General features: G+C 74.0%; 16 protein-coding genes. 4 read left to right on the top strand and 12 right to left on the bottom strand.

The annotated features are described in order from the left end of the window. Window positions 1-41 precede the first annotated feature (41 nt). The 4 genes from EV374_RS13500 to EV374_RS13515 all read left to right on the top strand — a co-directional run bounded on the left by EV374_RS13500 (window position 42) and on the right by EV374_RS13515 (window position 5,786). Entirely contained in the window at window positions 42-1,520 is a 1,479-nt protein-coding gene (locus EV374_RS13500) for a 3' terminal RNA ribose 2'-O-methyltransferase Hen1 (protein WP_132235210.1), read from the top strand. Next, complete coding sequence (locus EV374_RS13505) at window positions 1,517-4,042, top strand: polynucleotide kinase-phosphatase (RefSeq protein WP_132235212.1); 2,526 nt, start codon at window positions 1,517-1,519, stop codon at window positions 4,040-4,042. Before EV374_RS13500 ends, EV374_RS13505 begins: the two co-directional genes overlap by 4 nt. Before the next feature lie 91 nt (window positions 4,043-4,133). Further along, the gene (locus EV374_RS13510) at window positions 4,134-4,919 is read left to right on the top strand and encodes a thioesterase family protein (RefSeq protein ID WP_132235214.1); all 786 of its coding nucleotides are present in this window, start codon (window positions 4,134-4,136) and stop codon (window positions 4,917-4,919) included. Between the two features lie 153 nt (window positions 4,920-5,072). Then, window positions 5,073-5,786: a VTT domain-containing protein gene (locus EV374_RS13515; protein WP_132235216.1), complete on the top strand. Its 714-nt coding sequence runs from the start codon at window positions 5,073-5,075 to the stop codon at window positions 5,784-5,786. Window positions 5,787-5,844: 58 nt separating this feature from the next. Here EV374_RS13515 and EV374_RS13520 read toward each other — a convergent pair whose 3' ends face one another. The 12 genes from EV374_RS13520 to EV374_RS13575 form a co-directional block, all read right to left on the bottom strand. Then, a complete protein-coding gene (locus tag EV374_RS13520) occupies window positions 5,845-6,222 on the bottom strand; it encodes an ArsR/SmtB family transcription factor (protein WP_007073957.1) in 378 nt (125 codons plus the stop codon). 57 nt (window positions 6,223-6,279) lie between these two features. Beyond that, window positions 6,280-6,819, bottom strand: coding sequence for an orotate phosphoribosyltransferase (locus EV374_RS13525; RefSeq protein ID WP_132235218.1), 540 nt, complete (start codon window positions 6,817-6,819; stop codon window positions 6,280-6,282). Between the two features lie 169 nt (window positions 6,820-6,988). Beyond that, a complete protein-coding gene (locus EV374_RS13530) occupies window positions 6,989-7,798 on the bottom strand; it encodes an SDR family NAD(P)-dependent oxidoreductase (RefSeq protein WP_132235220.1) in 810 nt (269 codons plus the stop codon). Then, window positions 7,795-8,469 carry a hypothetical protein gene (locus tag EV374_RS13535; RefSeq protein ID WP_132235222.1) on the bottom strand — a complete coding sequence of 225 codons (675 nt, stop codon included), beginning with the start codon at window positions 8,467-8,469 and terminating at the stop codon, window positions 7,795-7,797. Before EV374_RS13535 ends, EV374_RS13530 begins: the two co-directional genes overlap by 4 nt. 72 nt (window positions 8,470-8,541) lie before the next feature. Continuing rightward, window positions 8,542-9,387, bottom strand: coding sequence for a hypothetical protein (locus tag EV374_RS13540; protein ID WP_132235224.1), 846 nt, complete (start codon window positions 9,385-9,387; stop codon window positions 8,542-8,544). 112 nt (window positions 9,388-9,499) lie between these two features. Continuing rightward, on the bottom strand, window positions 9,500-11,071 hold the full coding sequence (locus EV374_RS13545) for a polyamine aminopropyltransferase (protein WP_132235226.1): 1,572 nt from the start codon (window positions 11,069-11,071) through the stop codon (window positions 9,500-9,502). Further along, complete coding sequence (locus tag EV374_RS13550) at window positions 11,068-11,904, bottom strand: hypothetical protein (RefSeq protein WP_207914170.1); 837 nt, start codon at window positions 11,902-11,904, stop codon at window positions 11,068-11,070. Before EV374_RS13550 ends, EV374_RS13545 begins: the two co-directional genes overlap by 4 nt. Next, window positions 11,904-12,326: a DUF350 domain-containing protein gene (locus EV374_RS13555; RefSeq protein WP_132235228.1), complete on the bottom strand. Its 423-nt coding sequence runs from the start codon at window positions 12,324-12,326 to the stop codon at window positions 11,904-11,906. Before EV374_RS13555 ends, EV374_RS13550 begins: the two co-directional genes overlap by 1 nt. Before the next feature lie 31 nt (window positions 12,327-12,357). Beyond that, entirely contained in the window at window positions 12,358-12,783 is a 426-nt protein-coding gene (locus tag EV374_RS13560; RefSeq protein WP_132235230.1) for a DUF4247 domain-containing protein, read from the bottom strand. Beyond that, window positions 12,780-13,286 carry a DUF2617 family protein gene (locus EV374_RS13565; RefSeq protein WP_132235232.1) on the bottom strand — a complete coding sequence of 169 codons (507 nt, stop codon included), beginning with the start codon at window positions 13,284-13,286 and terminating at the stop codon, window positions 12,780-12,782. Before EV374_RS13565 ends, EV374_RS13560 begins: the two co-directional genes overlap by 4 nt. Further along, the gene (locus tag EV374_RS13570; RefSeq protein ID WP_132235234.1) at window positions 13,286-13,912 is read right to left on the bottom strand and encodes a DUF4178 domain-containing protein; all 627 of its coding nucleotides are present in this window, start codon (window positions 13,910-13,912) and stop codon (window positions 13,286-13,288) included. The genes EV374_RS13565 and EV374_RS13570 overlap by 1 nt, the downstream gene beginning before the upstream one ends. A 138-nt stretch (window positions 13,913-14,050) precedes the next feature. Continuing rightward, window positions 14,051-14,428 carry a hypothetical protein gene (locus EV374_RS13575; protein ID WP_132235236.1) on the bottom strand — a complete coding sequence of 126 codons (378 nt, stop codon included), beginning with the start codon at window positions 14,426-14,428 and terminating at the stop codon, window positions 14,051-14,053. Window positions 14,429-14,465: the final 37 nt, after the last annotated feature.

The raw sequence follows: 14,465 nt of genomic DNA on the forward strand, positions 1-14,465 counted from the left end.
ACGGGACGACGCAAGATCGACGCGACTGACACCATGGGCGCGTGCTGCTCACCCTGACCACCACGCACCGGCCGGCCACCGACCTCGGGCACCTGCTGGTCAAGCACCCCGACCGCGCGCACGCCTTCGACGTGCCGGTCGGCACCGCGCACGTGTTCTACCCGGAGGCGGACGAGCAGCGTTGCACCGCCGCCCTGCTGCTCGACGTCGACCCGCTGCGGCTGGCCGGCGCGCGGGGCCGCAGCCGGCAGCAGGCGCCGACCCCGGACAGCTTCACCCTGGGGCGGTACGTCAACGACCGGCCCTACGCGGCGTCCAGCCTGCTCTCCTCCGCGCTGTCCAAGGTGTACCGCTCGGCCCTGCGCGGCGAGTCCCGCGAGCGTCCCGAGCTGGCCCGTACGCCGATCCCGCTGGAGGTGCGGGTGCCGGTGCTGCGCTGCCGGGGCGGCGCGGACGTGGCGGTCCGGATGTTCGGCCCGCTCGGCTGGGCGGTCACCGCCGCCCCGATCCCGCTCGACGAGCGGCACCCGGAGTGGGGCGACAGCCGGTACGTCGACCTGACGCTGACCGGCACTCTGCGCGTCGCCGACGCGCTCAACCACCTCTACGTCCTGCTGCCGGTGCTGGACGACGCCAAGCACTACTGGGTCGCCCCGGACGAGGTCGACAAGCTGCTGCGGGCCGGCGAGGGCTGGCTGGCCGACCACCCGGAACGCGACATGATCACCCGTCGCTACCTGGCGCACCGGCGGGCGTTGGCCGGGCTGGCCCTGGCCCGCCTGGCCGAGCGACGCCCGACCGACGAGCCGGCCGCCGACGATGCGACCGCGGACGAGGCGAGCGGCGACGCGACGACCGGCGACGGGGTGGGCGGCGGCACCGGGGGCGGGCAGGTCGCCGCCCGCCGGGCGTCACTGGCCGCGCGCCGGCGGGAGGCGGTGCTCAACGCGCTGGCCGGTGCGGGCGCGGGCCGGGTGCTGGATCTCGGCTGCGGCGGCGGTGCCCTGCTCGCCGCGCTGGTCGGCGACCGCCGGTTCACCGAGATCGTGGGCACCGACGTGTCCACGCACGCGCTGGCCCTGGCCGCCCGGCGGCTGCGGCTGGACCGGTTGCCCGAGCGGCAGCGGGACCGCATCCGGCTCTGGCAGTCGGCGCTGACCTACCGGGACGACCGGCTGCGCGGGTACGACGCGGCGGTGCTGATGGAGGTGATCGAGCACGTCGATCCGCCCCGGCTGCCGGCGCTGGAGGACGCCGTGCTCGGTCACGCCAACCCGGCGACGGTCGTGGTGACCACGCCGAACGCCGAGTACAACGTCCGCTACGAGGGGCTGCCCGCCGGGCGGTTCCGGCACGCCGACCACCGCTTCGAGTGGACCCGCGCGGAGTTCGCCGCCTGGGTCGACCGGGTGTCCACCACGTACGGCTACGCCGCCGCGATCAGCGGGGTCGGCGACGACGATCCCGAGGTCGGCGCCCCCACCCAGCTCGTCGTGCTGACCCGGAAGGAGAACCCGTGACCACCCTCGACATCCCCGAGCTGGCCCTGGTCGCACTCGTCGGCGTCTCCGGCTCCGGCAAGTCCACCTTCGCCCGCCGGCACTTCGCGCCCAGCCAGGTGCTCTCCTCGGACACGTTCCGGGCGATGGTCGCCGACGACGAGAACGACCAGTCCGCCTCCGCCGACGCCTTCGACGCGCTGCACCACGTCGCCGCCACGCGGCTGCGCCGGGGCCGGCTCACGGTGGTCGACGCGACCAACCTCCAGCCGCACGCCCGGGCGGGCCTGGTGCGGGTGGCCCGCGAGCACGACGTGCTGCCGGTGGCCGTCGTGCTGGACGTGCCCGAGGCGCTGGCCTGGGAACGCACCGAGGGCCGCGCCGACCGCACCTTCAACCGGCACGTGCTCGCCCGGATGCAGCGCGACCTGCGCCGCTCGTACAAGCTGTTGGCCCGGGAGGGCTTCCGCAAGGTGCACGTGCTGCGGGGCGTCGAGGAGATCGACGCCGCCGAGATCCGCTACGAGAAGCTGTTCAACGACCGGCGCGAGCTGACCGGGCCGTTCGACATCGTCGGGGACGTGCACGGCTGCCGCGCCGAGCTGGAGGCGCTGCTCGTCCGGCTCGGCTGGGAGCTGCGCCGCGACGAGCGGGGCCGGCCGGTGGACGCGACGCACCCGTCGGGGCGTACCGCCGTCTTCGTCGGTGACCTGGTGGACCGCGGCCCGGACTCCCCCGGCGTGCTCCGCCTGGTGATGGGCATGGTGGCCGCCGGGCACGCGATCTGCGTGCCCGGCAACCACGAGCAGAAGCTGCTGCGCCGGCTGCGCGGCCGCGAGGTGCGGCTCACCCACGGGCTGGCCGAGACGATGGCGCAGCTGGCGGCGGAGCCGGACGCCTTCGTGGCCGAGGTGGCGGGCTTCATCGACGGCCTGACCAGCCACTTCGTGCTCGACGGCGGCCGGCTGGTGGTCGCGCACGCCGGGCTGAAGGAGGCATACCAGGGCCGCGCGTCGGGCCGGGTGCGCTCCTTCGCGCTGTACGGCGAGACCACCGGCGAGACCGACGAGTACGGGATGCCGGTGCGTTACCCGTGGGCGCGGGAGTACCGGGGTTCGGCGATGGTGGTCTACGGGCACACACCGGCCGCCGTGCCGGAGTGGGTGAACAACACCATCTGCGTCGACACCGGCTGCGTCTTCGGCGGCCGGCTCACCGCGCTGCGCTACCCGGAGAAGGAGCTGGTCTCGGTGCCGGCGGAGCGGGAGTGGTACGCCCCGGTCCGCCCGCTGGCCGCCGCGCCGGCCCGACCCGACCAGGTGCTGGAGCTGACCGACGTGACCGGCCGGCGGCACGTCGAGCACCCGTACGGGTCGCTGACCGTGCCGGCGGAGAACGCGGCCGCCGCGCTGGAGGTGATGAGCCGATTCGCGGTCGACCCGCGCTGGCTGGCCTGGCTGCCGCCGACGATGGCGCCCTGCTCGACGGCCACGGCGGGCGGCTTCCTGGAGCACCCGGCGCAGGCGTTCGCCGACTACCGCGCGGCGGGCGTGGACCGGGTGGTCTGCGAGGAGAAGCACATGGGCTCGCGGGCGGTGGTGCTGGTCTGCCGGGAGCCCGACGGCGGGCCCTTCGGCCCGGGTGGCGGGGTGGTGCACACCCGCACCGGCCGCCCGTTCTTCGGCGCGCCGCTCGACACCGAGCTGCTCGACCGGGTGCGCGCGGCGGTCGGCGGGGCGGGGCTCTGGGACGAGCTGGGGACCGACTGGCTGCTGCTCGACTGTGAGCTGCTGCCGTGGTCGGCGAAGGCGGGCGGCCTGATCCGCGAGCAGTACGCCGGGGTCGGCGCCGCCGGCCGGGCCGCCCTGCCGGCGGCGCTGGCCGCGCTGGAGGCAGCGGCCGGGCGGGGGCTGCCCGTGGTGGAGCTGCGCGACCGGATGGCCCGTCGCCGCGACGAGATCCTGGCCTACTCGGACGCCTACCGGGCGTACGTGGGGCCGACCGACGGGCTGCGCGGGGTGACCCTGGCCCCGTTCGCGGTGCTGGCCGGCGCGAAGGCCAGCTACGCCGACCGGGACCACGGCTGGCACCTCGGGCTGGCCGACCGGCTCTGCGCCGCCGACCCGGAGTTCTTCACGCCGACGCGCCGCCAGGTGGTCGACCTGTCCGATCCGGCCGACGAGGCGGCGGCCACCGAGTGGTGGCTGGCGCTGACGGCGGCCGGCGGCGAGGGCATGGTGGTGAAGCCGTACGCCGGCCCGGCCGCCCGCACCGAGCGGGGTTCGCTGCTCCAGCCGGGCATCAAGTGCCGGGGCCGGGAGTACCTGCGGATCATCTACGGCCCCGGCTACGACGAGCCGGAGCAGTTGGCCGCGCTGCGCCGCCGGTCGCTGGGGCGCAAGCGGGGGATGGCGCTGCGCGAGCACGGGCTGGGGCTGGCGGCGCTGGACGCGCTGGTCGCCGGCGCTCCGCTGTGGCGCCGGCACGAGCTGGTGTTCGCGATCCTGGCCTGCGAGTCCGAGCCGGTCGACCCCCGGCTGTGACGACGCGCGACGGGTGACGGCGGTCGACGGCGGCCGTCACCCGTGACCGCCGGGCGCCGGCTGTCGGTGGCCGCGGGTATGGTCGCCGGCCATGACGTACGAGGCGTTCTACGAGCCGGCCGGCGGTGGTCGGTTCGGGTCGACGCCGGCGACCGCCGGTCCGTGGGATCCGGCCGCCCAGCACGCCGGCCCGCCCTCGGCCCTGCTCGCCCGGGCGCTCGCCGGTCACGACCCGGTCGACGGCCAGCTCCTCACCCGCGTGTCGGTGGACATCCTGCGCCCGGTGCCGGTGGCGGAGCTGACGCTGCGGGTCCGTACGCTCCGGGCCGGCCGCCGGATCACGCTGGTGGAGGGGATCGCGGAGGCCGGCGGGCAGGAGGTGCTGCACGCCCGGGGCTGGCGCATCCTGGCTCCGGCCGAGCCGACGCCCGCGACGGCCGACGACGGGCCACCGGTGCCGGGGCCGGACGCGGGCACCGAGCCTGCGGACTGGGCCAGCGCCCACTCCGGCGGTTACCTGTCGGCCATGCAGTGGCGTTTCGTCTCCGGCGCGTTCGTCGAGCCGGGCCCGGCGCGGGTGTGGGTACGGCCCCGGATCCCGTTGCTGCCGGGCGAGGCCGTCGCCCCGGCGGAGCTGGCGCTGCTGGTCGCGGACTCGGGCAGCGGGGTGAGTGCCCGCCTGGACCCGGCCCGGTGGCTGTTCGTGAACGTCGACCTGACGGTGACCCTGCACCGGCCGCCGCGCGGCGAGTGGATCCTGCTCGACTCGGCCACCACGATCGGGCCGCACGGTTCGGGCGTGGCGGCGAGCCGGCTGGCCGACGCCGACGGCACGGTGGGTGGCGCCGTGCAGACGCTCGTCGTCGCACCCCGCTGAGGCGGCGCGGCGGCCGGGCCCCGGTGCCGGATGTCACTGCCCGGCGGGGGACGGCACCGCCTCGCGCGCTGTGACGTCGAGCACCGGGCCGGCCGGCGGCCACCTAGACTACGGACGTTCCGTCACCGACCGGCATACATCGGAGGTCGCCTCGTGCCGACGCCCACCACCACCCTGGCCCTGGGGCCGAGCTGGCTCGATCCAGAGGTGTTGATCTCGACGTTCGGGCTGATCGGCATCTTGGTGATCGTCTTCGCCGAGTCCGGCCTGCTGATCGGGTTCTTCCTGCCGGGCGACTCGCTGCTGTTCACCGCGGGGCTGCTCACCGCGGACGGGAAGTACATCACCTACCCGCTGTGGCTGGTCTGCCTGCTCATCACCATCGCGGCGATCGCCGGCGACCAGGTCGGATACGCGTTCGGCCGCAAGGTCGGCCCCGCGCTGTTCCGCCGGCCGAACTCGAAGCTGTTCAAGCAGGAGAACGTGCTGAAGGCGCACGAGTTCTTCGAGAAGTACGGCGCGCGCTCCATCGTGCTGGCCCGCTTCGTGCCGATCGTGCGGACGTTCACGCCGATCGTGGCCGGGGTCAGCCGGATGAACTACCGCACGTTCGTGATCTACAACGTGATCGGCGGCGTGCTCTGGGGCACGGGCGTGACGGTGCTCGGCTACTTCCTCGGCCAGATCCCGTTCGTCAAGGCGAACATCGAGGCGATCCTGATCGCCATCGTGTTGATCTCGGTGATCCCGATCGCCGTCGAGCTGTTGCGGGCGCGGATGGCCGCCAAGCGGGGCACCACCGCGCAGGAACGCGCCGCCGCCGAGGAGGCGATCCGGGAGACCCGCGAGCACTACGGCAAGCACTGACCGACCGGCCGTCCGGTGCCGCCCCCGGTGGGGGATGGCACCGGACGAACGGTGAAGGTCAGCGCGCCTTCTTGGTGGCGCGCTTGCGCGGCGGGGTCAGCAGATCGGCGATCGTGGCGATCGCCGTCGGCACCAGCCGGTAGTACGCCCAGACACCGCGCTTCTCCCGCTCCAGCAAGCCGGCCTCGGTGAGGATACGCAGGTGGTGACTGACCGTCGGCTGCGAGAGGCCGAGGGGTGCGGTCAGGTCGCACACGCACGCCTCGCCCTCGGGCGCCGACTGGATCAGGCTGAGCAGCCGAAGTCGAGCAGGGTCGGCGAGGGCCTTGAGGACCCCCGCCAGACGCTCGGCATCGGCACGTTCGATCGGCTCGCCGGCAAGCGGCGAGATCTGAGGCATAGTCATTTCGGCCAACGCAGTTCCCACGTATTCCATCCTTCCACCAGCAGCATCGATCCGCCTGCATATCGGCGGATCCGAATCGGCAGACTTTTACGCCACAAGGCCGAGGTCAGCCAACGTATAGGCCGCTCGATACGGCAATCCGGCGGCTCGCACCGCGTCGCCGGCGCCTCGATCAACAATAACCGCCACACCCACAATCTCGGCCCCGACCTCGCGAAGGGCCTCGATCGCGGTCAACACACTTCCCCCGGTGGTGGAAGTGTCCTCCACCGCCAACACCCGCCGGCCGGCCACGTCCGGCCCTTCGATCCGACGCTGGAGACCGTGTGTCTTACCCGCCTTGCGGACCACGAACGCGTCCACCGGACGGTCGGTCCCGGACGCGGCGTGCACCATCGACAGCGCCACCGGGTCGGCGCCCAGGGTCAGCCCGCCCACCGCGTCGTACTCCCAGTCGGCCGTCAGGTCACGCATCACGCGCCCCACCAACGGAGCAGCCTGGTGATGGAGCGTGACGCGACGTAGATCGACGTACCAGTCGGCCTCGCGGCCTGAGGAGAGCACCACCCGGCCGTGGACCACCGCCAGGTCAGTGATGAATTTACGCAGGTCGTCGTGGTCCCCCATGCCGATAGAGGGTACTGCTCAAGTCTGGGAGTCGTGTGCGGGGTCCACCGGGATCAGCCCTGGGGACGACCTACGGGTGGCGATGGCCGGCTACGCTGAGCGACCGTTCAGCCGGACATATCGGACGATCGGCGGAGGTCGACAGGGCGGGACGCCCCCGACCCGCCCCTCAGCCGCCGTCGCGGCCGATCCGGCCCCGGGTGTCCCGGGACACCGCCTCCAGCAGCCGCCGGGGCGCGTGCCGCAACCCCGCCACGGCGAGCTTGTACTTCCACGCGGGAACGCTGACCAGCTTGCCTTTCCGCAGGTCACGCAGGGCTTCTTCGACCACGTCGTCGGCCCGCAGCCACATCCACTCCGGCGTCTTCGACATGTTGATGCCGGCGCGCTCGTGGAACTCCGTACGCGTGTAGCCGGGGCAGAGCGCCATCACGCGTACGCCGAAGGGCCGGGCGGACTGGCCGACGGACTCGCTGAAGTTGGTGACCCACGCCTTGCTGGCGGAGTATGTCGACCCCGGCATGACCACGCCGAACCCCGCCACCGAAGAGACATTTATCACTGCCCCACGCCGCCGCTCGGTCATCGGACGCAGGGCCGCGAGGGTCAGCCGCATCACGGCGTGCACGTTGAGCCGCAGCAGCCGCGCCTCGTCCTCGGCGGACGAGCGCAGGAACGGGGTGTTCAGGCTGATCCCGGCGTTGTTGACCAGCAACTCGATCGGCGGGCCCTCGGCCAGCCGCCGCTCCACCGTCGCGCAACCGTCGTCGGTGGACAGGTCGGCCGGAATCGTCTCGACCTCCCGGCCGTGCCGCCCGGTCAGCTCGGCGGCCGTCGCGGCCAGCCGGCTCGCGTCCCGGGCCACCAGCACCAGGTGCCAACCGTCGGCGGCCAGCCGGCGGGCGAAGGCGGCACCGATGCCGGCGGTCGCTCCGGTGATCAGGGCCCGTCGCTCGCTGGCCGACTGGTCGGGCGTCACGGGCGGTCCTCACTCGGCGGGTACGGGGGCGCGGGCGGCTGGTGCGGGGGCTGGACGGGTGGCGGCGCGGGCGACGCCGGAGGGTGGTGCGGGGCGGACGGCGCGGGCCGCGGACGGAACCAGGCGCCCGCCGCCGGCAGTGCCAGCAGCACGGCTACCACAAGGTAACCGAGCACCTGGCCGACGGAAAGCCCCGCGCCCAGCGGAATCCACCAGGACGGGTAGGCCTCGGCGAGAAGGCCGAGGAGTTCCGCCGTCGCCCGATCGTCCTCGCCCGACCCGAACGGAGTGGCGCGCTGCCCGACCAGCAGCGCGAGCCCGCAGCACCCGGCGATCAGCCCCAGCCCCGAAACCACCCAGGTCGCGGTGCGGGCGCCGTCCCGGCCGGCCCGCAGGCCGAGGGCGAGACCGGCGAGGAGCAGCCCCGCGAGCAGGCTCACCACCGCCGTCAGCACGGTGGACACGCCCAGCAGGGTGACCGTCCCGTCGATCTGGTCCGGGAGTGCCGAGGTGTCCGCCGCGGCGGCGCGGAACCGGTCGACGGTGCCGCCCCGCGTCGCCACACCGGCGGCGGCGTACGCGAGGGCGGCGACCGCCATCAGCGCCAGCAGCGCCACGGCCGCCGTGACCGCGGCCGGGCGGCGGGCCGGTGCCCGATCGGGGTGCGACACGACGAGTCCCTCCGGTAGGCGTCGGGTTGCAACCTACTCGGAGGGACCGTCGGCGTCGCTGTTATCGACCGGTCAACTCACCGGCGGCGGGGTCGGTCCGGGACGGTCCGAACCGGGCTGCTCGCCACCCGGGTTCGTCCCCGGCTGGCCCGGCTGGCCCCCGCCGTACGGGGTGGACGGCGGCTGGTCGCCCGGGGCCGGCGGGTAGCCCGGCTGGTCGGACGCCTGCGGCTGGCCGGGCGTCGGCGGGTACCCCGGAGTGGGCGGGTAGCCGGGCTGGCCGGACTGCGGGTAGCCGGGCTGGCCACCGGATTGCGGGTAGGCCGCACCCGGGACCGGCGGCTCCCAGCCCTGCTTCGGCTTGCGGAAGAACTCGTTGGCCTTCGGCAGCGCCAGCAGGATCAGCGCGGCGAGCAGCGCGAGCAGCCCGAGCACGCTGAGCAGCGTGGTGACCGGGGTGAACCAGCCGGGCAGCGCCTCGTCGAGGCGGCGCTGGATCTCCTCCGGGCTCGGCGCGTCGCCGGTCGTCTGACCGGTGCCCATGCCGCCGCCCACTCCGCTGACCAGTCCACCGCCCGTGCAGCAGACCATGATGCCGCCGATCACCCAGGTGGTGATCCGCGACCCGTTGCTGCCCCGGTTGTTGAACACCCCGAGCACGGCCAGCACGACCGCGAGCAGGAGCACGAAGACGGCGCCGCCGATGGCGATCATCGTGGTGATGTCGGCCAGGTTCTGCGTGCCGTTGGCGTCGGTGCCCCGGTACGCCTCGTCGAGCACCTCCGACATCGTGCCGACGGTGGAGAGCGTGATGATGAGGCCGATCAGCTGGGTGAGCGCGAACAGCCACAGCAGATACGTGGATATGGTCACCACACCCGGCCGGGTGCGGGCCGGCGTGTTGTGGGAATCGACCATGATTCTCCTTCCCTAGATCGCGGTCACACCGTATCCAGGTCGAGCCAGTCCGGCACGTCAGACGGGCGTTGACCCGCCGAGACGGCGGCGATCGCGGGCCACGGGCGGCACCTCAGTAGCCGCGCCACTCCGCGCGGGCGTACTCCAGCACCCGGGGCTGGAGCAGGGTGGAGGCCGGCACGTCCACCCGGCCCCGGTCGGCGGGGAAGGACCCGGCGGCGGAGAGCGTCGCCGCGTCGAGGAAGCGCAGCGTGGGCGCGTCCGGCGGCAGGGCCAGGGCGGGCGCGGTCGGGCCGGGGGCCGCCAGCAGGAAACCCCAGTCGCCGAAGGACGGCACGTCCACGTGGTACGGCGTGGTGGCGAAGCCCGCCTCGCGCAGCGACGCCTCGATCGACCAGTACGACCGGGGCGCGAAGTACGGCGAGCCGGACTGCACCACCAGCCGCCCGCCCTCGGCGAGCACCGCCCGCACCAGCGCGTAGAACTCGACCGTGTAGAGCTTGGCGGTGGCCGTCTCGTCGGGGTCGGGCAGGTCCGCCACCACCGCGTCGAACCGGTCGGGGGCGGTACGCAGCCAGGCGAACGCGTCGGCGTGCACCACCCGGACCCGGGGGTCGTCGAGCGCCCCGCCGTTGAGCCGGCGCAGCTGCGGCTCGCTGCGGGCCAGCGCCACCACCGCCGGGTCCAGGTCCACCACCGTGATCCGCCGGACGTCCGGATAGCGCAGCAGCTCGCGTACGGCGAGACCGTCACCGGCGCCCAGCACCAGCACCTCGCCGCGCGGGCCGTTCAGCACCGGATGCACCAGCGCCTCGTGGTAGCGGTACTCGTCGACCGAGCTGAACTGGAGGTCGCCGTTGAGGAAGAGCCGCAGGTCGGTGCCGGCGCGGCCGGTCTCGGCGACCGAGCGGGTCAGCACGATCTCCTGGTAGCGGCTGCGCTCGGAGTGCACCACCGGATCCCGGTAGAGCTGCTGGCGGGCGGTCAGCTCGAAGTCGTGCGCGGTCACCCACGCGTACCCGAGGCTGAGGAAGACCACGACGCTGCCGGCGCCGAGCGCGACGCGCGCGCGGCGGCTCAGCTCCCGCCGGAAGACCGTGCAGATCAGCGCGAGCCCCGCGACGGCGTTCACCGCGCCGACCACCAGCGCGCCCTTGAGCAGGCCGAAGACCGGCAGCAGCAGGAACGGGAAGGCCAGCCCGCCGAGCAGCGCGCCGACGTAGTCGGCGGCGAACAGGTCCGCCACCGCGCTGCCGGCCGCCTGCTCCCGGATGCGTTGCAGCAGCACCATCAGCAGCGGGATCTCCGCGCCGATCAGCAGGCCGAGCACGAAGGCGGTGGCGACCAGCGCCGGGCCGTAGAGGTCCAGCCACGCGAAGGCCGCGTAGAGGCCGAGCACGGAGAGGCCACCGAGCAGGGCCAGGGCCAGCTCGATCGCGGCGAACGCGGGGGCGGACCGGGGCTGGAGGGGCTTGGCGGCGAGCGCCCCCACGCCCATCGCGAACACCATCACGCCGAGCACGATCGACGCCTGTCCGACCGTGTCCCCGATCAGGTAGCTGCCCAGGGCGACGAGGGCCAGCTCGTAGACCAGGCCGCAGGCGGCACAGACGAAGACCGCGACGAGTACCGCCGCGCGGGACAGCCGCCACCGCGCGGGCGGTGCCGGCGCGTCGACGGTCACCGGCCCTCCGGCGTACGCCTGGAGTCCCGCGCGGCGGCCTGCCGGGCGACCCTGAAGTCCCGCATCCCGGCTCCCGCCTGTGCCTGCCGCTGGGCCTCCTCGCGGCGCTGCCGGCCGCGCTGCCAGAAGCCGACGGCGAACAGCAGCGCGGTGAACAGCAGCAGGCCGACCGCGGCGAGCAGGTAGCCCCAGCGGTCACGCCAGAGGTCGCTACCGGCGTCCGGCAGCGGTGGCGCGTCGGCCGCCGCGGCCGCCGGGGTCGCAGCCGGCTCCACCAGGCCCGCCTCGGCGGCGAGCAGCGGCAGCGAGACGGCGGCCCGGGTGACCGCCCAGCCGGGCTCGTCGACGAAGGCGTCCTCGGTCAGCCCGAGCCGTTCCAGCCCGCTCTGCATGCGGTAGCGGGCGGTGGTGGAGACGTCGCTGGAGGTCTCCACCGTGATGCGGGCGAAGTCGTTGCTCTCGCTGCTCTCCGAGGTGTACGCAACCTGGGCGACCACCTGCACCCAGCGCGGGCAGGCCGCGTTCTCCTCGACCGCCACCCCCTCGCCGAGGTTCGAGCCGACGCTGAGGTCCGTGTACTCGTAGAAGTCCCGCAGCACCCAGCCGTAGCAGATGCCCTGGCTGGCGCTGGAGCGTTGCAGGATCGGCACGGTGTCGCCGCGTTCCTGCGCCGTCGGCGGCAGCACGTTGTCGCCGCCGCCGCTCCGGTTGATCAGGCCGATGCCCACGCAGCCCAGGACGACCACACCGATGACCGCCCAGACGATCCAGGTCCCCTTGGCCGCGTTCGCCTGCGCGGACCGTTGCCCGCCGGTGGTCTTCGTCCCGGTCATCAGCTGATGGCGGCGGCGATGATCGCACCGGTGGCGAGGTGCACGACGGCGGAGACCCAGACCGCCGGGTGCGGCTGCTGGTCGACCAGGATCTCGCCGAGCTTGCCCGGCGTGGCGACGTCGAGCAGCACGAAGGCCGCCGCCATGATCACCAGGCCGAGGATCCCGTACGCGGACGCGCCCACGATACCGAGCGCGAAGTCGTCGTCGCTGGCGGCGATCGCGGCGACCACGATGATGCCGACGCCGGCCAGGTTCGAGGCGAGCAGCAGCGCCGCGTTGCGGTTGCGCTCGGTCCAGATCAGCTGGTTGAGCTTGCCGGGGGTGGCGAGGTCCACCAGGACGTAGCCGATGCCCATCAGCAGGACACCGACCACCCCGTAGGCGAGGGTGACCAGCAGATCGGTGACGAGGGTCTGCACAGGAGGCTCCAGGGTGAGGGGGGTCGGTGCGTCACTTGCCGCTGCCGGGGCCGCCGCCCCGGACGGTGCTGCCACGGCCCCAGCCCCAGTGGGAGCCGACCGTGGAGTGGTAGCGGGGGTAGGCGGTGCTCATGCGCTCCAGCAGGATCACCGAGCCGGCGGCGATCGGCAGGATCACCACCGAGTCGTCGTCGTAGCGCAGGTAGACGCCGCTGCCGTCGACGTACTGGTCGGCCGGCTGCCACGCGTCGGTGACCTCCTTCGCCACCTGGCTCGGCGACCGGGACGAGGTGTAGGCGACGGCGTTGCGGCCGATGTCCCGGCTCGCCGCCCGCTTGTACTTGTCCTCGACGTAGCCGCGCGGGGAGAAGCTGCCGTAGAAGATCGCGAAGGCGGCGACCAGGGCGCCGATGACGGCGAACGCCACCCCCACCACGAACCAGCGTCGGTACGTCATCGCAGTGCCACCACCGTCTCGGTCAGGACCAGCTCGTTGGTCTGGGGGTACGCGTGCCAGGTGCGCCAGGCGAGGGTGCCGGCCGGCGGGTCAGGGCGGACCGCCAGCGCGGTCACCGCGTCGGCGTCGCCGGGGAACACGCCCACCAGCGCGTACGGGTCGTCGGCCAGGTCGGCGCGGAGGGCGGCGACCTGCTCGCTCAGCCCCGCGCCGGCGGGGCGCAGCACGGTCGCCGTGAAGTGGTAGCCGCTCGCCTCGTCCCGCACCGCCGGCGGCAGCTCCGGCGGGCGGCCGGGCAGGCAGGCGACCGTCTCGGTCAGCGCGGCGCCGGGCGCGTGCAGAACCACCTGGTGCGAGGCCCCGAGCAGCCGCAGCCGCAGCCGGACGCCGTCGGGCAGGTCGAGGTCGAGCACGTGCAGCGCGGGCCGCTCGACGTCGTCGAGCGCCAGGCTGAGGTCGGCGGCGCTGGTGTCGACGTACGGGGCGTCGAGGGTGACGAGCATCAGCCCACCTCGGACTGCGGATAGATCATCACGTCGCCGCGGTGCAGCAGCTCACCGAGCGCCACCTCCCAGCCCGCCTCGCCGTACGCCTCGAAGGAGAGCCGGGCACCGCCGGGCGCCTGGTAGTCGTGGTACCGCATCGTGCCGGTCGGGTCGAGCCCGGTGTTGCCGACGGCGGTGAAGCGGGCCTGGCCGGACTCGTTCCAGTTGTAGCGGCGGCCGGCGAAGTCGATGGTCGGGGCGCCGGGGGTCACGGTGGCGCCCTGCTCGGCTCCCCAGAGCACCAGTTCCAGCTCCGGGTCCTCCTCGACGGAGAGCCAGCGCCGCACGCCGCCGGCGTCGTCGAGCAGGTGCTCGGCCCAGCTCCAGCTGCCCTCGACCAGGCGGATCGAGCCGCGCACCGCGTACGAGGTGCCCCGGATCTCGACGATGTCGCCGGGCTTCAGCCGGCGCGGGTCACCGCGCAGCGCGTCGGCGTCCCGGTCCCGCAGCGGGTCACCCGGCCCCTTCGCCCGTTGTTGCGGGCGGGAACGCGTCCGGTTCCAGGCGACCGCGGCCACCACCAGGCCCGCCACTCCGACCAGACAACCCACCGCCGCCAGTACGTACGCGAGCGTTCCGCTCAACCCGACCACCTCCCCAGGTACGTCGGCGCAGACGGTAACAACCCCGCGCACCTGGGGAAAATGCCTGGTCGGGGAGTGAGAGGCCGGTTACCCCACGTGCCCGGCGGCCGCCCTGTGCCGGGCCCGCTCTTCGCGGCGCTACGGCCCGTCGGGGCGGTCCGTGGCGTACTCGCGCAGCGTGGTGCGGCCCATGACGCAGCCCGTGAAGGTGCCGAACTCGGCCGGGTCGTCGCGCAACGCCGTCCAGGCGGCGCGCCCGGCGGTCGGGTCGACGCGCTCCAGCAGCGTGGCGGCGTAGACGCGCCCGGCCGGGGTGCCCTCGGCGAGCAGCCGGTCGAGCTGTCCACGCAGGCCCTCGGGATCGTCGCCCAGCGCGGCCTCGACCCGCCGGTACGCCTCGGTCACCGGCAGCAGCGTCCCGGCGATCCCCACCCCGCCGAACGCCACCGTCTCGGCCTGCCGCAGCTCGTCCAGCGCCGCCGCCACTTCCCGGTCGTGCTCCTTCTTCCGCCCCATCCCAAACACCCTCCACCCTCCCCTCTTCCAACCTCTT

The organism is Micromonospora sp. CNZ303 (genome assembly GCF_004345505.1).